The organism is Clostridium neonatale, from assembly GCF_900465025.1.
Lineage (GTDB): Bacteria > Bacillota > Clostridia > Clostridiales > Clostridiaceae > Clostridium > Clostridium neonatale.
Window position 1 is genome coordinate 1,814,470 of the sequence record NZ_UICR01000001.1, and the last position, 24,120, is coordinate 1,838,589.

A 24,120-nucleotide genomic window follows, 5' to 3' on the forward strand; every position below is an offset into this window, starting at 1 on the left:
AGAAACAATTATGTATGAATACATAAAAGGAATATATATAGGAATAAATAAGGACTATATAATAGTAGAGAATAATGGGATAGGATATAAAATCTTTACCTCAGGGGCTACTATGTCTTCTATGCCTAAAAATGGAGAAGAAGTTCAGCTTTATTTAGAGCAAATAGTAAGAGAAGATTTTATAGGATTATATGGCTTTGATTCAAGTGAAGAACTTGAAATGTTCAAATTATTATTAACAATAAATGGTGTTGGTGCAAAGGCAGCATTATCATTATTATCAATAAGCAGAGTAAACAATTTAAAATATGCTATTATGACAGGTGATGAAAAACATCTATGTAGAGGTGTTGGAATTGGTAAAAAGACAGCAGCAAGAATTATACTTGAACTTAAAGATAAGCTAAAGCCAGATGAATTACTTGATTCTTCAGTAGGTGGTGTTTCAGGAGATGAGAGTAATATAATGGCCTCATCAGAAGCATTAAGTGCTTTAATAGCATTAGGATATAGTGAAAAAGAAGCAGAAAATGCATTAAAGAATGTGGATAAAAATGATACTGTTGAAAATATAATTAAAAATTCATTAAAACAATTAATGATGTAATTAAGAAAGTTAACAGTTGAGAGCTGACAAGTAACAGTTAAAAAAGAGATTCTTTATTAGAATTTGTAAAATAATATTAAAATATAGAAAAGAATTCTCTTGAGTTAAATGATAAAATTAATAGAAAGTAGCATGAATTTTATTAGGTTTTATATTCAACTGTACACTGTTAACTCTTAACTGAAAAAGTGGGGTGGAATAAGAAATGGAACGAATAGTTACTCCAAATGAAATGCTTGAAGATAATAATTCGGAATTAAGTTTAAGGCCACAAAAGATAAGTGAGTACATAGGTCAAGAAAAAGTTAAAGAAAGGCTTGAGATATTTATAAAAGCAGCTCAAAATAGAAAAGAAGCCTTAGATCATGTTTTATTATATGGACCTCCAGGACTTGGAAAAACAACTTTAGCTAATATTATAGCTAAGGAAATGAATGGAGATTTAAAAATAACATCAGGACCTGCAATTGAGAGAGCAGGAGATTTAGCTGCAATATTAACATCATTAAAAGATTATGATGTTTTATTTATAGATGAAATTCATAGATTAAATAGAAGTGTTGAAGAAATATTATATCCGGCCATGGAAGATTACTCACTGGATATCGTCATAGGAAAAGGTGCAGCAGCAAAGTCTATAAGAATTGATCTCCCTAAGTTTACACTTATAGGAGCAACAACGAGAATTGGAATGCTTACAGCACCACTTAGAGATAGATTTGGTGTATTATGTGCAATGGAATATTATACAAATGAAGAACTTAGAGAAATTGTAGTAAGAAGTGCTGCTGTATTTGGATGTGATATTACTGAAGAAGGTGCACTTGAAATTGCAAGAAGATCACGAGGAACTCCGAGGATTGCTAATAGACTATTAAAAAGAGTTAGGGATTATTCAGAAGTAAAAGCTAACAAATTAATTTCATTAAAAGAGGCTAGAAATGCACTAGAATTATTAGAAGTTGATAATCAAGGCTTTGATAAAGTTGATAATAAGATATTGGAAGCAATTGTAGATAACTTTAATGGAGGACCAGTTGGTATAGAAACTCTATCATACTTTATTGGAGAAGAACTTGGAACTATAGAAGATGTATATGAACCATATTTGCTTCAGCAAGGTTTTATAATTAGAACGCCAAGAGGAAGAATTGCAAGTGACAAAGCGTATGAACATTTAGGACGTGTTAATCCGTCTAAGAAAAAAAATAATATACAAGTTAATTTGTTTGATGAGGAATGATTACAGGTGACAGTTGACAGTTGACAGGTGACAATTATAGTATAAGCAATAACTTTGTGTTATTGAAGTATTAACGAATGTTAAATGTAGATTGTTTATTGCCCATTAAAAAAGGAGATAATATATTATGGACGTAAAAGATTTTTATTTTTATTTACCAGAGGAACTAATAGCCCAGCACCCATTAGAAAAAAGAGATACTTCAAGACTTATGGTGCTAGACAAAGAAAGTGGAGAAATTACTCATAGAACTTTTCATGATATCATAGAGTATTTAAATAAAGGTGATACTCTAGTGTTAAATAATACTAGAGTAATGCCTGCAAGACTTATTGGTGAAAAGGAAAAGACTGGAGGAAAAATAGAATTCCTTTTACTTAAGAGAATAGAAGGAGATAAGTGGGAATGCTTAGCTAAGCCAGGAAAGTCAGCTAGAGAAGGCAGAAGGTTTTCATTTGGTGAAGGTAAGCTTAAGGCAGAAGTAGTAGAAGTTTTGGAAAATGGAAATAGAATTGTAGAATTTTATTATAAGGGAATATTTGAAGAAGTATTAGATTCATTGGGGGAAATGCCGCTTCCACCATATATTCATGAAAAACTTGAAGATAAAGAAAGATATCAAACTGTTTATTCAAAAGAAAATGGATCAGCAGCAGCACCAACAGCAGGACTGCACTTTACAAAAGAATTATTAGAGCAAATAAAAGAAAAAGGTGTAAAGATTGTTTATTTGACTTTACATGTAGGTCTTGGAACATTTAGACCAGTAAAAGTTGAAAAGATAGAAGAACATGAAATGCATTCAGAGTTTTATATTCTATCTAAAGAAAGTGCAGATATAATAAATGAAACTAAAAAAAGAGGAAATAAAGTAATTTCTGTTGGTACAACATCTACAAGAACACTTGAAACTATTGGAGATGAAAATGGCTTTGTAAAAGAACAAAGTGGATGGACTAATATATTTATCTATCCTGGATATAAGTTTAAGGTAGTAGATAGACTAATAACAAATTTCCATTTGCCAGAATCAACTTTAATTATGCTTGTTTCTACACTTGCAGGTAAAGAGCATACAATGAAAGCGTATGAAGAAGCAGTAAAAGAAAAATATAGATTCTTCTCATTTGGAGATGCTATGTTTATAAAATAATTCAACAATTCACAGTTCACAATTCAAAATTCACAATTCAGGATGAAATTCCTTAGAGGAATTTTTAAAAAAATATAGGTTCATCACAGAATTTTGTGAAAGGTGATTTTTCAACATCAATTCTTTATTCAAAACCAAGTAAATAGGCATATAAGTGATGTAGAGTATTATTTATGGCAAAATTTCAGGATGAACCAAAATATATTTAAAGAAAGGCAATGCGTTTCATCATTAATTGTGAATCGTGCATTGTGCATTGTGAATTGAAAAAAATCGGTGAGGTGACATTAACCGTTTATATAAAATACTAAGAATAAGAGGTGTCGCTTATGAGCAAAAGATATACACTGTTAAAAAAAGATGGAAAGGCAAGAAGAGGGCAGTTTGAAACTCCTCATGGTACAATACAAACCCCTGTATTTATGAATGTTGGTACATTGGCAGCTATAAAAGGTGCTGTATCAAGTATGGATTTAAAAGAAATTGGATGTCAAGTTGAACTATCTAATACATACCATCTTCACTTAAGGCCTACTGATAAAGTTGTTAGGGAATTAGGTGGATTGCATGAATTTATGAATTGGGATAGACCAATTCTTACAGATTCAGGTGGATTCCAAGTGTTTTCACTTTCAGCAATGAGAAAGATAAAAGAAGAAGGTGTTTACTTTAATTCTCACATAGATGGTAAGAAAATATTTATGGGACCAGAGGAATCTATGCAAATTCAAAGTAATCTTGCTTCTACTATTGCAATGGCATTTGACGAATGCATTCCAAATCCATCAACTAGAGAATATGTAGAAAATTCTGTAGCAAGAACAACAAGATGGCTTGAAAGATGTAAAAAAGAGATGGATAGATTAAATTCAATGCCGGATACTATAAATAAAGAGCAAATGTTATTTGGTATAAACCAAGGTGGGACTTATGAAGATATTAGAATAGCACATGCTAAGGAAATAACAAAATTGGACTTGGATGGATATGCTATTGGAGGCCTTGCAGTTGGAGAAAGTCATGAGGATATGTATAGAATAATAGATGCAGTTGTACCACATCTTCCAGAAGATAAACCGATATATTTAATGGGAGTTGGAACACCTGAGAATATTTTAGAGGCTGTGTCTCGAGGCGTAGATTTCTTTGATTGTGTACTTCCAGCCAGAAATGGAAGGCATGGTAATGTGTATACAAAAGAAGGAAAGCTTAATTTAATGAATGCAAAATATGAACTTGATAAAAAACCTATAGAAGAAGGCTGCGAATGTCCTGCTTGTAAGCATTATACAAGAGCATATATAAGACATTTATTTAAAGCAAAAGAAATGCTTGCAATGAGACTTTGTGTATTACATAATTTATACTTCTATAATAAATTAATGGCTGAAATAAGAGATGCTATTGATGATGGATGCTTTGAAGAATTTAAAGAAGAAAAATTAAAATCATGGGGAAATAAATAATATTTTTTGCTAATGATATAATAAAAAGATGTATTAGAATTAAATTGTTCCAATACATCTTTTGTATAAAATATATATTAATGGCTAATATATTATAAATGTAATGATAATTTATTTGTGATTAATTACAATGGAATTTAAAAACTATTTTTGGTAGTATATAATAAATATATGAACAAATAGTTAACAGTGGTTAAATAATGTTGATATTAGTTCATAATACCTATAAACTATTTATCATGGAAACTAAGAATCCAATAAGAATAACCTTGGAGGTGCAAAATGAATAATTTTATGACATTACTTATAAACATTGGACCTATCATATTAATGTTTATAATTTTCTATTTCTTATTAATTGTTCCAGAAAAGAAAAGAAAGAAAAAATATCAATCTATGGTTGATGAATTAAAAGTAAATGATGAAATTGTAACTAGAGGTGGAATTATAGGTAAGATATCTCATATAGATGATAAAAGTGTTACAATTGAAACAAGTTCTGCTAAAACAAAGATTAAGTTAGATAAAAGTGGAATAGCTTATAAAGCAACAAACGAATAATAAAATTATCATAATACCTCTCTATATTTCATAAAATGATATACTAGGAGGTGTTATTTTTATGGAAAAAAATAAATATTTAAAATCAGTGTGTAAAGGAACTGTTGGATCAATATTACTTAGTCTTGTAGGTGTAGTAATTCTTTCGGCCATAATGACGAAGTTTGTGTTCAGTGAAAGTATATTTAATATGTTATATGTAATCATTTCATTAATTGCTTTAAGCATAGGCGCTATAATTGGAGCAAAGAAAAATGAATCAAAAGGATGGCTTGTAGGATTTGGAGTAGCAATAGGCTATTATTTAGTGTTATTCATTTTGTCATGTTTATTAAGTGGAGAATTATCATTTAAATTATTTGAATTAGCAAAATTAGCAATTGCAATGACTATTGGAACATTAGCAGGAATGCTAGGTATAAATTTATAAAAGTGATAAGATAACATTTGAAATTTATAACATATTTACATAAGCTTAATATCAAAGAAAAACGATTTGGTAAGAATTTATAATTATATATTATAAGGATAATAAATACTTTATTAAGAAATTATAGTGTGCTATAATGAACAATGTATTGATTGTATGATAAAAAAAGTTTAAAATTAAGAATTATAAAAGTTGCAATATATTTTTATATTTCTTAATTTTAAATATTGTTTTGGTTACATAACAATATAAAATGTTAATAAATGAACGAAAGCTTCAAAACAAATAGTATTAAGTTTACTAGTGAAGCAAAGACATAATACGTGGAGGGGATCAACATGAAGAAAAAAAGCAAAAGTTCAGTACTATTTGTTTTGATAGTAGCTGTAATTGGATTTTTAGCTTTTGCAGGATTTAAAGGTTTTATTCTAGGTGGATATGAATTTAAATCTTTTGATAAAGTGATAACAAAAGGTCTTGACTTACAAGGTGGTGTTTCTGTATTAATGGAAATACAACAAGATAATGTAACTAGAGAGCAGCTGGAAAATACTAAGCAGCATCTTGAACTTAGAGTCAATTCTCTTGGAGTTGCTGAAACAGTAGTTACTACAGAAGGGGATAAGAGAATAAGAGTTGACATCCCTGGATATAGTGATTCAAATGGTCTTGTAGAAAGCTTGGGAAAATCAGGTAATTTAGTATTTAAAGGACCTGATGGAGAAGAAATATTAACAGGTAAAGACATAAAAAATGCAACAGCACAATTAAATCAAAATAATGGTGGTTCAGAAGTCGGACTGGAACTAAATGCCGAAGGGCAAAAGAAATTTGCAGAAGCAACTAAAAAATATATAGGCCAAGCGATTTCAATTTATATGGATGATGAACTTTTAATATCTCCAACAGTACAAACTCAAATTACAGATGGCAGAGCTAGTATAACAGGAACAAAGACATTAGAAGAAAATAAAAAACTTGCAGGAATAATCAACTCAGGAGCTCTTCCAGTTACAGTGAAAGCTGTTTCTGTTAAGAATGTTGGAGCACAACTTGGACAAGAAGCTCTTCCTAATGCTATGAAAGCTGCTGTTGTTGGTGTTGGACTAATTTTTGTTTTAATGATAGCAATTTATAGAGTTCAAGGTATTATAGCAGACATAGCATTAACATTATATATATTGTTAATATTATTCATTTTTGCAGAAATAGGAGTGACATTAACCCTTCCGGGAATAGCCGCATTGCTGCTAACCATTGGTATGGCAGTTGATGCTAATATATTAATCTATGAAAGAACTAAAGATGAATTGAGAAAGGGATTATCAGTAAGATCAGCTGTTAAGGCAGGATCAGAACATGCACTTTCTTCAATAGTAGATTCGAATGTAACAACTATTCTTTCTGCTTTGATCTTATATTTTATAGGGTCAGGATCAGTAAAAGGGTTTGCTATTACTCTTATGATAGGTATTTTAGTAAGTTTATTTACTGCATTAGTAGTAACAAAAGTGCTTACTAATTTAGCTGTTGAAATGGGAATATTGAAAAAATTATCACATTTTGGAGTAAGCCAAAAAGAAAAGAAGAGAGTAGTCTTTGATATAATTGGAAAATCAAAAATATGGATTTGCATGTCAGCAATTATAATAGTTATTGGGCTTGGAACTATGTGTTTTAAAGGATTAAACTATGGTTTAGATTTTCTTGGTGGAACTGAGGTAACAATACAAGTTAATGACAATGCAAACAAGGAAGAGTTGGATTCAATAGTTAAATCATATGCTAAAGATGCAGTAACAAGTATATCCGATAAAAATGAATACGAAATAAAATCAAAGGATTTAGATAGTTCTAAAGTATCTAAAATAATGAATGATTTAAAAGAAAAGTATAATTTAGAGGATAGTGCTTTAGTATCTCAAGACGAAATAGGTGCATCTATAGGAAAAGAATTAACAAGAAGTTCTGTATTGGCAGTACTCGCAGCATTTTTAATGATACTTATATATGTTGGAATAAGATTTGAGTTTAAATTTGGTAGTGCAGCTGTAATTGCTGTAATACATGATGTTTTACTTACAATTAGTTTTTATGCTATTTTTAGGGTGCCTGTTAATACTCCGTTTATTGCAGCTATCTTAACAGTTATTGGCTACTCAATTAATGACACAATAGTAATATTTGATAGAATAAGAGAAGATTCTAGGAAGATGAGAAGAGCTGTTCCAACTGAAATAGCGAATAAAGGAATAAATGATACATTAAAGAGATCAATATATACATCTGCGTCAACGCTTATAACAATAACTGCAGTTAATATATTTGTGCCAACAGTTAGAGAATTCTCTACACCTCTTATAGTAGGTATAGCAGCAGGGGCATATTCTTCAATATTCATAGCTTCACCAATATGGGTATTATTGAAAGAAAAATTTAATAAATCCCCTAAGAAAAAGTTGCAAGGTATATAATTACTGGTAGAATATTAAAAACCTCTAGCATTATTATTGGAGGTTTTTAATTTTTTAATAAAGTAATTGTAAAAATGGTTAGAATCATATATAATATATTTGTTTTCTAATTTTATGGAGGAAGAAGCCGTGCGTAAATTCTGGGAAAGTATATATTGTCCAAATTATATTACTGGATATGACCCGTTTGAACTTAAAGGTATGAAGAGAGCAATTAATAGATTAGCTTTAGCTATTAATAATAGACAAAAAATTGTCATTTATGGTACATATAATGTTGATGGAATTTGTGCAGTATCATCACTGATTCTTTTGCTGAGATATTTAAATGCAGATGTTGAGTATTTAATATATGATAGACAAGATAATGATGCTAGAATAAATTCAAAAGATATTAAAGAAAATGTAGATTTTTTAGGTGCTGAGCTCCTTATTACTTTGGGTGTAGGATTAAAATCAAAAGATGAAGTTGAACTATGTAAAAAGCTTGGTATAGATTTAATTATTCTTGAAAATGAAGTAAGTGATCTCGTAGATGACTACATATATATTAATCCTAATCAAAAAGGGTGTCAGTACAAATATAAAAATTTATCAACAAGTGGATTGGCATTTAAATTAATGCAAGCTATTTCTATATATTATAATATGAAAAGTATTAATAAATATTTAGATCTAATACTTATAGGGGTAAAATGGTCTAATGTAACATCTAAAGGTGAAAATGAAGTGTTTATTAAAGAGGGAAATAAGTTTTTAGTAAATACTAATAATAATGGGTTAAGATCAATAATAGAATTTAACAAAATAGAGGAATTTGATAATGATGGCGTTGATACGATAATAGATTTTCTAGTGCCACCAATAGGAGCTGTTGGAGTGACTGATAATGCTAGAATAGTATTAGAACTTTTAACAACAAATGATAAAGATAGATCAAATCAAATTGTTAAATACTTATACAGATTGAAAAAGAACAAAGTTTTAAGCAATTAGCAAAAGTTTGCTAATATTATTATATTAATCTTGTTAAAATGCAGGTTGTGGAGGAATTAACATGGATTTTAAAGAAAAAATAAGAGTGATTGAAAATTTCCCTAAAGAAGGTATAAGTTTTAAAGATATAACTACATTAATTGGGGATGGAGATGGATTAAAGGCTTCAATTGATGAAATAGTTACTTATTTAAAAGATAAGGAAATAGACCTTGTGGTTGGACCAGAAGCTAGAGGTTTTATTTTTGGAGTTCCAGTTGCTTATGCATTAGGTGTAGGTTTTGTTCCAGTAAGAAAACCAGGGAAATTACCTTATGAAACTATATCAATGAAATATGATTTGGAATATGGTCAAGATGAATTACAAATACATAAGGATGCAATAAAGCCAGGACAAAGAGTTGCAATAGTTGATGACTTATTAGCTACTGGTGGAACTATAAAAGCGGTTGCTGATCTTGTTGAAAGTGCAGGGGGAGTAGTAGTTTCATTAGATTTTGTTATAGAGCTTACAGGATTAGAAGGTAAAAAGAAATTAGAAGGATATGATGTATATTCATTAACTAAATATGAATTTTAATAAAATAAGTTATTTAAAAGTAGAATACCAATTTCTATTTTTAAGTAACTTATTTTATTTATAAATCTATATAATGATAAAATAATATATCAATATACTATTTTATAAAATGATAAAATATAAAAGAAAAATAAGTTGAATAAATTTAAATACCTATGATTGATTACATTATTGAAAATAATTCGAAAATAATATATAATTATTAATTATTAGAATGGTAGGGCTGGTTTTACATACCAGCCTTTGATTTACTTATATATTTATAATTTGTAGAAGGAGAGCAAATCCTTATGATTGATGAATTATTAGAAAAAATCCAGAAGAATTGTCATAATGTTGACATTGAAATGGTTAAAAAAGCATACTATTTTGCAGAAAATGCTCATAAAGAACAAAAAAGAGAATCAGGTGAACCTTATATAATACATCCATTAGCAGTAGCTGAAATTTTAGCTGATATGGGCATGGATACAAATACGATTGTAGCAGGATTGTTACATGATGTTATAGAGGATACTGAATGTTCTTATGAAGATACAGTAAAACTTTTTAATGAAGAAATTGCCAATCTTGTTGAAGGTGTAACTAAGCTTACCAAATTAGGTGAAATGGAATATAAAACAAAAGAAGAGCAACAAGCTGATAATGTAAGAAAGATGCTTCTTGCTATGGCTAAAGATATAAGAGTTATCATAATAAAGCTTGCAGATAGATTACATAATATGAGAACTCTTAAATATATGCCTGTCAATAAGCAGAAAAATAAGGCAAAGGAAACATTAGATATATATGCTCCGCTTGCACATAGATTAGGCATGTCTAAGATAAAATGGGAACTTGAAGATTTATGCTTTAGATATTTGCATGAAAAAGAATATTATGATTTAGTAAGAGACATAGCAGAAAAAAGAGTTGAAAGAGAAACGTACATAAAAGATATAATAAAAGACCTCTATGAAAAACTTGAATCTTCAGGAATTGATGCAGATATAGATGGTAGACCAAAACATTTCTATAGTATATATAGAAAAATGGTTACAAAAAATAAGAGCTTAGAGCAGATATTTGACTTAACAGCTATAAGAATACTTGTTAATTCAGTTAAAGATTGTTATGCAGTTCTTGGAATAGTTCATACAATTTATAAACCAATACCAGGAAGATTTAAAGATTACATTGCTATGCCGAAACCTAACATGTATCAATCTTTACATACAACTGTAATAGGACCCCAAGGTAAAACATTTGAAATACAAATAAGAACTTTTGAAATGCACAAAACAGCAGAATATGGTATAGCTGCTCACTGGAAGTATAAAGAAGGTGATACTGGTACTTCAGAACAGGAAAAAGAAAAAGATTTTGAAAAGAAGCTTGTATGGCTTAGAGATATGCTTGAATGGCAGAAAGAAACTTCTGATGCAGAAGAATTTATTGAAGGATTTAAAATAGATTTATTTTCAGATGAAGTTTTTGTATTTACACCAAAAGGTACTGTAATTAATTTATGTAGGGCAGCGACACCTATTGACTTTGCGTATAGAATACATACAGATGTAGGGAATAAATGTGTAGGTGCTAAAGTAAATGGGAAAATAGTTCCTTTAGATTATACTCTAAAAACAGGAGAAATCGTTGAGATATTAACATCACCTAATTCAAAAGGTCCTAATATGGATTGGCTTAATATTGCAAAAAGTAATCAATCAAAAAGTAAAATTAAATTATGGTTTAAAAAAGCTAAAAAGGAAGAAAATATTTTAAAAGGTAAGGAATTACTTGATAAAGAACTTAAAAAGCAAGGTGTAAGTTATGCAGATATAGCTAAAGGTGATATTTATGAAAAAATGGTTAAAAGGTATAATATTCATAATATTGAAGACTTTCATGCATTATTTGGTATAGGTGGCTTAGCAGTATCTACTTTTGTTTCAAGGCTTAAAGAAGATAATGGAATTGGTGTAGATAAAACTTCGAAAGAAAAGGAAAATACAGAAATTTTAAATAAATCAATAGAAGAACAGATTGCAAAATCTTTGAGACAACAGCCAAGTAGTCAAGGAATTACAGTAAAAGGTGAAAGTAATCTTATGATTAGATTTGCAAAATGCTGTAGTCCGGTTCCAGGTGATGATATCTTAGGATATATAACCAAAGGTAGAGGGGTATCTGTTCATAGAAAAGATTGTATTAATTTGCAAAATCTAATTAATACAGATAAAGATAGAGTTGTTGAGGTAAACTGGGGAGAACCTAAGGGCACTGCTTATTTTGCCGAAATTCAAGTAAAAGCAGAAGATAGAGAAGGACTTCTTGCTGATATAATGAGCGTAATTACAGATCTTAAGCTTCAATTAAGTGCTGTAAATGCAAATTTAGCAAAAGAAGGCTATGCATATATAAATGTTAAGGTAAAAATAACATCAATAGATAGTTTACAAGATTTAATGAAAAAAATAAAAAGATTAAAAGGCGTATTAGATGTATACAGAATGAATAGTTAGATTTTAATCTTAATCAGAATAATGAGGAGTAGAATTATGCGTGCAGTTATTCAAAGGGTAACATCTTCAAGCGTTACTGTGGATAATAAGATCATAGGAGAAATAAAGAATGGCCTTAATGTTCTCATTGGAATATGTAATGATGATACTATTGAAGATTTACAGTATGTAGCAGATAAAATAATCAACTTAAGAATTTTTCATGATGAAAATGATAAAATGAACTTATGTATTCAAGATGTTAAAGGAGAGCTTTTGATAATATCACAATTCACATTATACGGAGACTGTAGAAAAGGAAGAAGACCTAATTTTATGCAGGCCAAAGGCGGAGAAGAAGCAAAAGTTCTTTATGAAAAATTTGTTGATATTATAAAAAGATCTGGCCTTAAAGTGGAAACAGGAGAATTTGGTGCAGATATGAAAGTTCAAATAAATAATGATGGACCAGTAACTATATTACTTGATAGTAAAAGACAGTTTTAAATAATATTATTAAAGAAAAGGGTGAAAGTTTTGATAATTGAGGCAATTCCAGCAGGAATATATGATGCAAACTGTTATATATTAGTAGAAGAAAATACAAAAGAATGTGGGATTATAGATCCAGGTGGAGATTCAGAAAGACTAATATCACAAATAGATAAGTTAAATGCAAAGCCTAAGTTTATTTTACTTACTCATGGACATATGGATCATGTTGGTGGTGTTATAGATTTAGTAAAGAAATATAATATTCCATTTTATATTAGTAAGGCTGATGAAGAATATATGGAAAAGGATGATTTTGTATTTGGAACATTACCTAAAGCTTCTGGATATTTAAAAGAAAATGATATCTTAAAATTAGGTGATGAAATCATTAAAGTTTTGGAAACTCCAGGACATACAAAAGGCGGACTTTGTTTCTTATTAAATAATGATAAAGTATTTACAGGAGATACTCTTTTTAATGGATCTATAGGTAGAACTGATTTTATAGGAGGAAGTATGAGTGAAATTATTAATAGTATAAAAGAAAAATTACTTCCATTAGGTGACAGAGTTGATGTCTATCCAGGACATGGAGATATGACAACAATAGAACATGAAAAGAAATACAATCCGTTTTTATAAAAATATAAATTGAGAAGTCTGTCTAAATAAAGTGATTTTTATACTCTAGGCAGACTTCCTTTGCGTGAGGAGAAATAATGGAAGTAAAAATTTATTTAAATGACTTAAAATATAGATATGAAGTATATCAGTTGTTTAATGTTTATTTTTCAATGAGCAATATTGATTTTGTTGAAGAAGATAAAAGTGATTATAAAGTATATATTGATGATGAAACATTAAAATTTATATATAAAGATTATCAAAGGAAAGAAAAAATATCAGAGGAAAAGAAACATTCAATTAGAAGATTTATATTTATTTGCCTTAGAGAATTAACAAATGATATATATCCATGGGGGATACTCATAGGAATACGACCTTCTAAAATAGCATTAAAATTATTAAAAGAAGGAAATACTGAAGAAGAAGTAATAAATATATTTAAAGAAAGATATTTAGCACATGAAGATAAGGCTAAGCTTTGTATAGATGTGGCAAGGGCGGAAGAAAGAATTGTAAATAAAGATAAGAACAATATAGCAGTATATATTGGAATGGCGTTCTGTCCAACACGATGCGTATATTGTTCATTTACTGCAAATCCAATAGCAGCTCATAAAAAAATGGTTATGCCATATATTGAAGCTCTTATAAAAGAAATTAATGGAATGAGCAGTTATATAAAAGAAAAGAACCTAAATATTGAGTCAGTATATTTTGGTGGAGGAACGCCTACGTCAGTTAATGATGAAGAATTTGCTATGGTTATGAAAGAAATATATGATAATTTCATTAAAGATAATAATGTTAAAGAGTTTACGGTTGAATGTGGAAGACCAGATAGTATAAATAAAAATAAGCTTCAAACTATGAAGGATTATAAAGTAAACAGAATAAGTATAAATCCTCAAACCATGAACGATAAAACATTAAAACTTATAGGGAGAAATCATACATCAGAAGACATAATAGAAAAGTTTAATATGGCAAGGAATCTTGGATTTGAACATATAAATATGGATTTGATTATAGGTCTTCCAGGTGAAGGATATGAGGAATTCCTTAATACTAAAAACGAAATAATAAAATTAAAACCAGATAGCATAACCATTCATGGTCTAGCATTAAAAAGAGGATCAGCCATGTATGAAAACTTTGTTCTTAAAAAAGGGATAGAGGTAACATTGCAGGATGAAATAATAAAAATGTATGCAGAAACTAAGAATTTAGGTGATAGTTTAGGGCTTTCACCATATTATATGTATAGACAAAAGAATATGGTTGGTAATATGGAAAACTTAGGTTATGCTAAAAAAGGAAAAGAGTGCATTTATAATATTCAAATGATAGAAGAAAAGCAAACAATAATCGCACTTGGTGCAGCAGCTGTAAGCAAGGTTGTATTTTTAGAAGAAGATAGACTTGAAAGATTTCCTAATTTGAAGGATTTACATGAATATATCAGAAGAATTGATGAAATGATTAAGCGTAAAAAAGGACTTCTTGATACTTTATATAATTGATAAGGTACTTTAAAAATTATGATTAATAATTAATATAGAAAAGTAAATTCTTATTAAATAAATATGATTTTTAAAAGTTGTATAAGAATTTTAATTTAAGGCTATACACTTTTAATAATCAATTGTGAATTGAAATAATTTTTTGTTTATATTAATATTATCATGTAGTAAGAAATAGATTTGGAGGAATTTAGATATGGCAATGGAATTGCAAGCACCAAAAGGTACTAAGGATATGTTACCAGAAGATGCATATAAATGGCAGTATGTAGAAAGTACATTTAGAGAAGTAGCAAAAACTTATGGAATAAGAGAAATCAGAACTCCAGTGTTTGAATATACAGAATTATTTTTGCGAGGTGTTGGAGACACAACAGATATAGTACAAAAAGAAATGTATACTTTTAATGATAAAGGGAATAGAAGTGTAACATTAAAACCAGAAGGTACTGCACCTGCTGTTAGAGCATTTATAGAAAATAGATTATTTAATGAAGCTCAGCCAACAAAGTTATATTATATAACACCAGCTTTTAGATATGAAAATGTTCAAAAGGGAAGGCTTAGACAATTCCACCAATGTGGTCTTGAAATGTTTGGATCTAAAGAACCTTCAATGGACGTTGAAGTAATTAAAGTTGCAATGGACACCTTGAATAAATTAGGCTTAAAAAGCTTAAGCCTTCATATAAATAACTTAGGATGTCCTACGTGTAGAGCAAAATACAATGATGCATTAAAAGCATTCTTAAAAGAAAACTATGATACTCTTTGTGAAACGTGTAAGACTCGTTTTGAAAAGAATCCAATGAGAATATTAGACTGTAAAGAAAAAAAATGTAAAGAAATCACAAAGAATGCACCTATAATATTAGATTATGTTTGTGAAGAATGTGAAACTCACTTTAATAAAGTAAAGGAATATTTAGATGTATTAGAAATACCATATGAAATAGACCCAGGTATAGTAAGAGGATTAGATTATTATACAAAAACTATATTTGAAATTATAAATGCAGATTTTACTGTATGCGGTGGAGGCAGATACGATAAACTCATAGAAGAATTAGGTGGACCTGATATGCCGGCAGTTGGTTTTGGTATGGGTGAAGAAAGACTTATAATGACATTAGACAATGAAAATATAGAAATACCAAAGGAAAACTTATTTGACTTGTACATTGGTGCAAGAGGTGATGAGGAAAGAAAAGTTGCATTTAAGCTTGCAAGTGATTTAAGAGTGCTTGGAGTTAAGTGTGAAATTAATCATATGGGTAGAAGCGTAAAAGCTGAAATGAAATATGCTAATAAATTAGGTGCATCATTTACTACTATTTTAGGTGAAGATGAACTTAATAATAAGAAAATAAATCTTAAGAGAATGAGTGATGGAGAAATTTTTGAAGTTTCTTTGGATAACTGTGAAGAAATTGCAAAAACAGTTAAATAGATAGAATATTATATGTTATAATTATATGTATTGTATTTATACTTTTAAGAACAAATGTTGTTTTAAGTTTATATATTCATAATGTATAGAAAATGAAGTATAAACTTTAAACTGCTATAAGGAGGAAATTATAATGGGTGAAGCTTTAAATGGATTAAAGCGTACAATGATGTGTGGCGAACCTAGAGAAGCTCATGTTGGGCAAAAGATTACTTTAATGGGATGGGTTCAAAGAAATAGGAAACTTGGAGGACTAGATTTTATTGATTTAAGAGATAGAACTGGTATAATGCAAGTTGTATTTGGTGAAGAAATTAATGCTGAAGCTTTTGAAAAAGCTAAAAGTGTTAAGCCAGAATACTGCATAGCAGTAACTGGAGAAGTTGTTAAGAGAGAAAGTGTTAATGAAAACATGCCAACTGGTTTTGTTGAATTAAAATGTGAATCTATAAAGATACTTTCAGAATCAGAAACGCCACCAATAATAATAAAAGAAAATTTAGATACAGCTGAAGATATAAGATTAAAATATAGATATTTAGATTTAAGAAGACCAGATATGTTCAAGATTTTTGAAACTAGAAGTAAAACAACAGCAGCTATTCGTTCTTACTTAGATAATCATGGTTTCTTGGATGTAGAAACACCGGTACTTGGAAAAAGTACACCAGAAGGAGCAAGAGATTACTTAGTGCCTTCAAGAAATTATAATGGTATGTTTTATGCTTTACCACAGTCACCACAATTATTTAAACAATTGTTAATGATGTCTGGATTTGATAAATACTATCAAATTGCTAAATGTTTTAGAGATGAAGATTTAAGAGCTAACAGACAACCTGAATTTACTCAAGTTGATATGGAATTAAGCTTCGTTGAAGAAGATGATGTTATGGAATTTAATGAAGGGTTAATTGCACATGTATTTAAAGAAGTTGCAGGCGTTGATGTTAAGCTTCCAATAAAGAGAATGACATATAAAGATGCAATGGAAAAATACGGATCAGACAAACCGGATTTAAGATTTGGTATGGAAATAACAGATATTACTGCAGATGTTAAAGATATGGATTTTGTAGTATTTAAGTCAGCAATTGAAGCAGGTGGATCTGTTAGGGGGTTATGCTTAAAAGGTGGAGCAGATTTAGGTAGAAAGCCACTTGATAAGTTAGGTGAATTTGTTAAGACATATAAAGCAAAAGGTCTTGCATGGATTCAATTTAAGGAAGATGGAATTAAATCTTCAATTTCAAAATTTTTAACTGATGAAGTAACAGAATCTATAAAAGAAACTATGAATGCTGAAAATGGAGATGCCGTACTTATTGTTGCAGATAAAAATTCAGTAGTATTCCAAAGCCTTGGAGCATTAAGATTGCACTTAGCTAAAGAATTTGATTTAATTAAAGATAAAAATGAGTTTAACTTTACATGGATTACTGAATTCCCATTATTTGAATATAGTGAAGAAGAAGGAAGATATATGGCATGTCATCACCCATTCACAGCTCCAATGGATGAAGACTTAGAGTACGTTGAATCTGATCCAGGAAGAGTAAGATCTAAAGCTTATGATTTAGTATTAAATGGTGAAGAACTTGGTGGAGGTTCAATAAGAATTCATGATACAGCTGTTCAGGAAAGAATGCTTAAGGCATTAGGATTTACGCATGAAAGAGCATGGGAGAGTTTTGGATTCTTATTACAAGCACTTAAATTTGGAGCACCACCACACGGTGGTTTGGCATATGGGTTAGATAGAATGGTAATGTTCCTTGCAGGAACTGAAAACATAAAAGATGTTATTGCATTCCCTAAAAATCAAAATGCATATTGTTATTTAAGTGAAGCTCCAAACATAGCTGATGAAAAGCAATTAGCTGAACTTGGAATAGCAATACTTCCAAAAGAAAATAAAAAAGACGAAGAATAAGAAATTAGTAGACTTTAACAAAGTGATTATCTTAAATCATTTTGTTAAAGTCATTTTTATTCTAGAAGATATAATAAAATCTTTAATGATAAAATAATCTAATATTATTAATTTGACTTTATTATAAATAAGATTCATAAGATAAATTACTCATTTTCAGATACTCACTAAAAGAAACATTAAAATCTTTTCCGTATTTAGTGCAATATTCATAAAACAAATTATAAAGTGTAATACGTCTTTTACTAGTTATATCTTTAATATCTTTTTCTGTATAATCACTGACTAGTTCAATTTGTCTATTTATAATATCTTCAGAACCAACTTTATCATAATTATTCATCATATCATAAAAAATCATGAATGTACTTGTTCTACCAATCCCTTCTTTGCAGTGAAAGTGTAGCCACTTATCTTTAGGAAGCTTATTAACTGAATTTATAAAAAAGTCTATATTTTCAGGAGATGGAGGAATTTCGTCAGTTGCAGTTATTCTTAAATATCCTAAAGAATTATCAAGACACGTTTTGCTTTCGTTTCCTACATATTTTGGAATTATTGAATCTTTATGATTATAAAAATTTAATTCAGAATTTAATTTTATTTTACTTAAATCATCCTTTTCTTTAAGTAGCACTTTATTCCTTGATAAGCCCATATTTGCATTATTATGATTATTTTCATAACTTACAGGAATGTCATTAACAAATCCATGAGATTCTTCTCTTAAATCAATAACTATAAAAGGAAAATTTGTATTTATATTATTTATAATTAATCTTATATTGTTTCTTGAGAATTGCTGGCTGCCGGATATGTTTAAGGTATCTAAGCTATATGTATTGATATTTTTTTCATCAAGTATGGATAGATCTGAAGTTTTTCTAAAATGAGATGGTAGCTCATTTATTCTTAAGTTATCGATTACAAGATTCACTGTATTGGAATTATTAGAAATTTCTTTATTAGAGTAAGAATAGGCACATTTTGGCAGTAAAGCTAATGAAAAAAGAAAAAGTAAGCAGGCAGATATAAAAAATTTACTAAGTTTGTTCATATTAATAATCACCCTCTTAAAAAATATTTGTATTACTAGCTTTCTATAATAAAAGAGTGTTTATACAATAAAGTAGAAAAAGCAAGATAAATTTATTTAACTATAAATTATCTTGCTTTTTTAAATTAAAATAATATAGGTGTGTTAATGTTTAATAGGTTTATGAACCTTTTATTAATAAGAGGTTCAGTAAGAACACTGCTACATGTATTATGCAATGTTTCAAGGTTCATTGAGATTTCTTCTTCAACAAATTCATCAAAGTCCCATCCTATAGTTGCCGTTATAAAATGGTAGATTTCCATTGGAGAATCAAAAATCTTTATGAATAATTTTTTTTCTGGATCATTATCCCACTTATTGTTGAAATTATCTGTAAAATTTATCAATTTTTTTGTTAAAGTAGCTTCGTCTGAATTCCATAAAGAATTAATATATTCATATGAATTTACCATAAAGTTAGCAGAATTTATATCAATATTTTTTTCGCGTTTAAGAACTTCTTCAATGACTGTATCAAAGGTTGCCATAGGGATAGAAAATTCATTTGAAAATGAATCAAACCATGTAAAAAAGCAAGTAGATAAAAATATATTTTGAATAAATCCTAGCGCTGAGTAAATCGATGGATACGAAACAAATCCACACTCAATAATATTTTTTTCAGCATTTAATATGCCTGTATATATAATCTTAGAATGAGTTGTTATAGTTTTATTTTCGAAGTATCCACTTAGTACTGAATCATTACTTATTATTTTATTTTCCCAATAATGATAATCTTTATAATAATTTTTAAGCAGCGTTTTATTATTAAAGTTCATATAAACATACAGCCTTTCTCTAGAAATACATAAAAACTAAAATACAAATTGTTGTTAAAACCCTAATTATAATTTAGAATAGAATTCTACAACTAAAGAATCGTTGATTTGTATTGGAACTTCTTCTCTAAGTGGCATTCTAGTAAGACTACCTGAGAAAGAGTTCTCATCTTTTTCTAAGTATGGATAAGTATTAAGGATAGAAGATAAGAAATTATCCTTAAACATTTCATTCTTTTGAGATTTTTCACTTAAAGAAATTCTTTCTCCAATACTTACATTATAAGAAGGTCTATCTACTTTTTGGCCATTTACTAAAATATGACCATGAACTACCATTTGGCGAGCTTGAGCAATTGAATTTGCAAATCCTAGCCTATATACTAAATTATCAAGTCTACATTCTAATTTTTTTATTAATGTATAGCCAGTCAGTTCTTTGTCAGCAAGTGCTTTTTTCACGTAATTAGAAAATTGTCTTTCTCTTATTCCATAATAAGATCTGAGTCTTTGTTTTTCTAAAAGTTGAATTCCATATGATGAAAGTTTTTTAGCATCTCTAGCTGAACCATTATTTGCTCTTTTCATTGCCTTAGGATGTCCTATTACATTAAGTCCTAACCTTCTACATAATTTGAATCTTGGTTGTTTTGCCATAATAATTATCATCTCCGTATAATAAAGATTTGCCGCGATAAAATTAAGCCCATAGATAATATAGCATAAATTTTGGAGTAAGTAAATGAAAATCATTATCATTTATAAAATTTATTTTTAATATTAATGATTTCATAATGTGGGGTTAAGTACTTTTGAATTTGGGAATATGGTATAATATAAAAATATTCATAAAAATGGGGGGATTAAAAATGTTAGGTACTATAGTTAATGCGTTAGCAGTAGCAGGTGGATGTATAATTGGATTAATAGTAAAGGGAAAATTAAATGAAAAAATCAGTAATACTATAATGAATGGGCTAGCATTATGTGTTATATATATAGGGATAAGTGGTACGCTTAAAGGTGAGGATACTCTGCAGATGATTATATGTATAGCAATTGGAGCTTTAATTGGAGAAATAATAGATATCGATGATAAACTCAATAAATTAGGACAACTTATTGAAAATAAGGTAAATAATAACAAAGATGCTACAAGTGAAACCGTTTCTATAGCAGAAGGATTTGTTACATCTAGTTTATTATTTTGCGTTGGGGCTATGGCTGTTGTAGGATCATTAGAAAGTGGATTGAAGGGAAATCATACAACACTTTTTGCAAAATCTATTTTAGATGGGGTTTCATCAATAATATTTACTTCATCTCTCGGTATTGGAGTTATATTTTCAGCAGCAGCTATTCTGATTTATCAAGGAAGCATAACAGTACTTGCTGGAGTTCTTTCTGGAATTCTCACAGAAATTGTAATAAACAATATGTCTGCTGTTGGAAGTCTTTTAATATTAGGATTGGGATTGAATATGTTGGGTGCAAGTAAAATAAAAGTGGCTAATTTGCTGCCTTCAATATTTATTCCAATTATATTTGGTTTATTTTAAAATACAAATATTACATAAAAATTAGTAATAGATGCAGGTAAATATAAAATATTCAGTAAAAAATATAGCCAAAGTTTAATAGAACAATTATAATTAAATAAGTATACTATATTTATTATAGTAAGTAGAAACTTAAGGGGGCACACAAAATGAAGAAAGTAAAAATAGCACTACTAGGATTGGGGAATGTTGGTCGTGGTGTTTGGATGATTTTGAATTCTAATAAAGAAGAAATAATGAAAAGATCTGGATATGAGGTAGAAATCGCAAAAATCCTTGTAAGAGATAAAAATAAAAAAAGGTCAGTAGAAGTACCAGATGAAATTATTACTACAGATTTTGATGAAATACTAGAAGATGATAGCATCAAAATAGTAGTGGAAGTAATGGGTGGCATGGAGCCATCAAAAGGCTATATGCTAAGATGTATGGATAAGAAAAAACATATTGTAACTGCAAATAAAATGCTCATAGCAAATGCAGGAGATGAACTTTTTGAAAAAGCAGATGAAATGGGCGTAATGTTCCAATATGAAGCTAGTGTAGCAGGAGGAATTCCTATTATTAAAGGTATAAATGAAAGTCTTACTGCTAATAAAATAGAAAAACTTTATGGAATAGTAAATGGTACTACAAATTATATTTTAAGTAAAATGGAACTTGAAGGTGCAGATTTTGACGATGTGTTAAAGGAAGCACAAGAAAAAGGGTACGCAGAAGCAGATCCAACATCTGATATAGAAGCGTTTGATGCTCAATATAAACTTGCAATACTTGCATCTTTAGCATTTGGTAGCAAGATAGATGTTGATAATATATATAGAGAAGGAATTACTAAAATTGAAGCTGTAGACATGAAGTATGCTAAAGAATTTAAAATGGGAATAAAACTTCTTGCTATTGCTAAAGAAAATAATGGTAAGATAGAATTAAGAGTTCATCCAACTATGATTTCAAAAAAACACCCATTATCAAATATTTATGATTCATTCAATGCTGTATTTATAAAAGGTAATGCTGTTGGTGACTTAATGTTCTATGGAAGAGGAGCAGGTGATTTACCTACAGGAAGTGCTGTGGTTGGAGATATAGTTACTATAGTAAGAAATGGTGTAGATGCAGAAAATTCCAATCCTGTTGTTAAGAATAACTTATGGAAAAGAGAAATTTTATCAATGGAGGATATAGAGAGTAAATATTATGTGCGTGCTACAGTAGTAGATGAGCCTGGTGTTTTAAGTAAAATAACATCTATACTTGGAAAGAACAATGTAAGTTTACGTTCTGTAATCCAGAAAGGCGATGAAGAGAATGGAAATGTTACAATAGTTCTTGTTACACATAAGACTAATGAAAAAGAGTTAAATAATTCAATCAAAGAAATAGCTGAATTAAAATCAGTTTATAAGATTAATAATATAATTAGAATTGAAGACTTAGAATAGCAATAGGGTAAGATTAGTTATATTCAAATAAGGTGCTATCAGTAAGTTCTTTTTATGCATTCACAATATTATTATACTTAAAAAAATAAACAAAAATTTAAAATAAAATGATAAAATCAATATATTTTATTATTTTATTGAAAAGTTGGAATCTTTATGATAATATAATAATATAAAAAGAAGCAATGATGTTTCAAAAACTCATTGCTTCTTTTTATATTATAAATTTTAATATAGATTCTAAATAAGCCCCCAAAAAGGAGTATTTCTGATGTGTAATGATTGCTTTGCCATTATTTATCATGCATTATAATACAACTTCCACATGCTATATGTTGTATTTTTTAGAGATATTGCCTTTGAATAATATATGAATCCCCTGTATTTTACAGCTTAAATACAGGGGAAATTTAATATTGATTTACAAAATATAAATCAATATAGATGTGGAAGCTACTTTTTTATATCTAATTAATATTCATAATTAACTTATTAATATGTATTATGGATTGTAGAAGAACAAAAGAAAGAATAAGAAGAGAGTAAGAACATTAGAAAATTAGGTTAAATAATGAATAAAATGAAGATCAAGATATTATATAGAAGAAAAATTCAAATTAAACATTGCAATTACTAATAATAGGTGATATACTAATAGTGTTCGATAAGAACAGAAATTTTTTTTTTTAAAGATTTATTATATGAACATTTCTCCTATGAGAAACTATCAGTAACTAAGTCTTTGAATATGGAGGAATGTAAAATGGAAGATAAGAAAATAATATGTAAAGATTGTGGAAACGAATTTGTATTTACAGTTGGAGAACAAGAATTCTACAAAGAAAAAGGATTCGATAATGATCCAGTAAGATGTGCTGATTGTAGAAGAGCTAGAAAGCAACAAAATAATAGAAGATAGTTATTTTAGCCATAAGGAATATTCCTTATGGCTTTTTGATTTTATTGAAACAATGTTAATTAAAGTGCGTAAAAATAAAAAAGTTAATTTCTATTTTCAAAAATTTAAGCATAAATAAAAAGTTTTATATTTACCTAATTGATATGGTCACTTTTGAAACCCTCACGCTTTACAGAGTGCCTTTTTCTATTTTTGTTGTGATTATGATTTTCTTCTGTTAGTGGAGTTTGATAATTACATTTTTCCATTCTGGCTATCTTATTATCTGGCTGACTATCTTTTGGCATAAATATTCCAC

At 28.8% G+C, this 24,120-nt stretch carries 21 protein-coding genes and 2 pseudogenes; 19 read left to right on the forward strand and 4 right to left on the reverse strand.

Annotation, left to right across the window (positions count from 1 at the left end; genetic code table 11):
* Positions 1–10: 10 nt before the first annotated feature.
* From ruvA to aspS, 16 genes and pseudogenes are all read left to right on the forward strand, one after another.
* Entirely contained in the window at positions 11–607 is a 597-nt protein-coding gene (ruvA, locus tag CNEONATNEC86_RS08360; RefSeq protein ID WP_058294787.1) for a Holliday junction branch migration protein RuvA, read from the forward strand.
* A 205-nt stretch (positions 608–812) separates the two neighbouring features.
* Positions 813–1,850 carry a Holliday junction branch migration DNA helicase RuvB gene (gene ruvB / locus CNEONATNEC86_RS08365; protein WP_058294788.1) on the forward strand — a complete coding sequence of 346 codons (1,038 nt, stop codon included), beginning with the start codon at positions 813–815 and terminating at the stop codon, positions 1,848–1,850.
* Between the two features lie 127 nt (positions 1,851–1,977).
* The gene (gene queA, locus CNEONATNEC86_RS08370; protein WP_125148911.1) at positions 1,978–3,003 is read left to right on the forward strand and encodes a tRNA preQ1(34) S-adenosylmethionine ribosyltransferase-isomerase QueA; all 1,026 of its coding nucleotides are present in this window, start codon (positions 1,978–1,980) and stop codon (positions 3,001–3,003) included.
* A gap of 329 nt (positions 3,004–3,332) precedes the next feature.
* Positions 3,333–4,469 carry a tRNA guanosine(34) transglycosylase Tgt gene (gene tgt, locus CNEONATNEC86_RS08375; protein ID WP_125148912.1) on the forward strand — a complete coding sequence of 379 codons (1,137 nt, stop codon included), beginning with the start codon at positions 3,333–3,335 and terminating at the stop codon, positions 4,467–4,469.
* 282 nt (positions 4,470–4,751) lie between these two features.
* A complete protein-coding gene (gene yajC, locus CNEONATNEC86_RS08380) occupies positions 4,752–5,030 on the forward strand; it encodes a preprotein translocase subunit YajC (RefSeq protein ID WP_058294791.1) in 279 nt (92 codons plus the stop codon).
* A 61-nt stretch (positions 5,031–5,091) separates the two neighbouring features.
* Complete coding sequence (locus CNEONATNEC86_RS08385; protein ID WP_058294792.1) at positions 5,092–5,460, forward strand: TIGR04086 family membrane protein; 369 nt, start codon at positions 5,092–5,094, stop codon at positions 5,458–5,460.
* Between the two features lie 338 nt (positions 5,461–5,798).
* Positions 5,799–7,046: pseudogene (secD, locus tag CNEONATNEC86_RS21925) on the forward strand (protein translocase subunit SecD); the annotation flags it as partial.
* A gap of 24 nt (positions 7,047–7,070) precedes the next feature.
* Positions 7,071–7,934, forward strand: a pseudogene (secF, locus tag CNEONATNEC86_RS21930) (protein translocase subunit SecF); the annotation flags it as partial.
* 129 nt (positions 7,935–8,063) lie between these two features.
* Positions 8,064–8,930 (forward strand): DHH family phosphoesterase, encoded by an 867-nt coding sequence (locus CNEONATNEC86_RS08395; RefSeq protein WP_058294794.1) that lies wholly within the window; start codon positions 8,064–8,066, stop codon positions 8,928–8,930.
* 61 nt (positions 8,931–8,991) lie between these two features.
* On the forward strand, positions 8,992–9,510 hold the full coding sequence (locus CNEONATNEC86_RS08400; RefSeq protein WP_125148914.1) for an adenine phosphoribosyltransferase: 519 nt from the start codon (positions 8,992–8,994) through the stop codon (positions 9,508–9,510).
* A gap of 290 nt (positions 9,511–9,800) precedes the next feature.
* Positions 9,801–12,014, forward strand: coding sequence for a RelA/SpoT family protein (locus CNEONATNEC86_RS08405; protein WP_058294796.1), 2,214 nt, complete (start codon positions 9,801–9,803; stop codon positions 12,012–12,014).
* 36 nt (positions 12,015–12,050) lie between these two features.
* On the forward strand, positions 12,051–12,500 hold the full coding sequence (gene dtd / locus CNEONATNEC86_RS08410) for a D-aminoacyl-tRNA deacylase (protein ID WP_125148915.1): 450 nt from the start codon (positions 12,051–12,053) through the stop codon (positions 12,498–12,500).
* Positions 12,501–12,530: 30 nt separating this feature from the next.
* Positions 12,531–13,130, forward strand: a complete 600-nt coding sequence (locus CNEONATNEC86_RS08415) for an MBL fold metallo-hydrolase (RefSeq protein WP_125148916.1) — start codon at positions 12,531–12,533, stop codon at positions 13,128–13,130.
* A 77-nt stretch (positions 13,131–13,207) separates the two neighbouring features.
* Positions 13,208–14,635 (forward strand): coproporphyrinogen III oxidase, encoded by a 1,428-nt coding sequence (locus CNEONATNEC86_RS08420; protein ID WP_125148917.1) that lies wholly within the window; start codon positions 13,208–13,210, stop codon positions 14,633–14,635.
* Positions 14,636–14,831: 196 nt separating this feature from the next.
* Positions 14,832–16,085, forward strand: a complete 1,254-nt coding sequence (hisS, locus tag CNEONATNEC86_RS08425; protein WP_125148918.1) for a histidine--tRNA ligase — start codon at positions 14,832–14,834, stop codon at positions 16,083–16,085.
* 133 nt (positions 16,086–16,218) lie between these two features.
* Positions 16,219–18,018, forward strand: a complete 1,800-nt coding sequence (gene aspS, locus CNEONATNEC86_RS08430; protein ID WP_125148919.1) for an aspartate--tRNA ligase — start codon at positions 16,219–16,221, stop codon at positions 18,016–18,018.
* A 121-nt stretch (positions 18,019–18,139) separates the two neighbouring features.
* Here the strand turns inward: aspS and CNEONATNEC86_RS08435 are convergent, their stop codons facing one another.
* From CNEONATNEC86_RS08435 to rpsD, 3 genes are all read right to left on the reverse strand, one after another.
* The gene (locus CNEONATNEC86_RS08435; RefSeq protein WP_125148920.1) at positions 18,140–19,075 is read right to left on the reverse strand and encodes a fused DSP-PTPase phosphatase/NAD kinase-like protein; all 936 of its coding nucleotides are present in this window, start codon (positions 19,073–19,075) and stop codon (positions 18,140–18,142) included.
* Positions 19,076–19,200: 125 nt separating this feature from the next.
* Positions 19,201–19,899 carry a hypothetical protein gene (locus CNEONATNEC86_RS08440; protein WP_125148921.1) on the reverse strand — a complete coding sequence of 233 codons (699 nt, stop codon included), beginning with the start codon at positions 19,897–19,899 and terminating at the stop codon, positions 19,201–19,203.
* A gap of 66 nt (positions 19,900–19,965) precedes the next feature.
* Positions 19,966–20,556 (reverse strand): 30S ribosomal protein S4, encoded by a 591-nt coding sequence (gene rpsD, locus CNEONATNEC86_RS08445; RefSeq protein ID WP_125148922.1) that lies wholly within the window; start codon positions 20,554–20,556, stop codon positions 19,966–19,968.
* A gap of 212 nt (positions 20,557–20,768) precedes the next feature.
* Here rpsD and CNEONATNEC86_RS08450 point away from each other — a divergent pair, with 212 nt between their 5' ends.
* From CNEONATNEC86_RS08450 to CNEONATNEC86_RS08460, 3 genes are all read left to right on the forward strand, one after another.
* On the forward strand, positions 20,769–21,458 hold the full coding sequence (locus CNEONATNEC86_RS08450) for a DUF554 domain-containing protein (protein WP_058294804.1): 690 nt from the start codon (positions 20,769–20,771) through the stop codon (positions 21,456–21,458).
* A 149-nt stretch (positions 21,459–21,607) separates the two neighbouring features.
* Complete coding sequence (locus CNEONATNEC86_RS08455) at positions 21,608–22,903, forward strand: homoserine dehydrogenase (RefSeq protein ID WP_125148923.1); 1,296 nt, start codon at positions 21,608–21,610, stop codon at positions 22,901–22,903.
* Between the two features lie 763 nt (positions 22,904–23,666).
* Positions 23,667–23,822, forward strand: coding sequence for a zinc-ribbon domain-containing protein (locus tag CNEONATNEC86_RS08460; RefSeq protein ID WP_058294806.1), 156 nt, complete (start codon positions 23,667–23,669; stop codon positions 23,820–23,822).
* A gap of 134 nt (positions 23,823–23,956) precedes the next feature.
* On the opposite strand, the gene CNEONATNEC86_RS21240 is transcribed toward CNEONATNEC86_RS08460, so the two are convergent.
* Positions 23,957–24,109, reverse strand: coding sequence for a hypothetical protein (locus CNEONATNEC86_RS21240; RefSeq protein ID WP_172437796.1), 153 nt, complete (start codon positions 24,107–24,109; stop codon positions 23,957–23,959).
* Between the last annotated feature and the right edge of the window lie 11 nt (positions 24,110–24,120).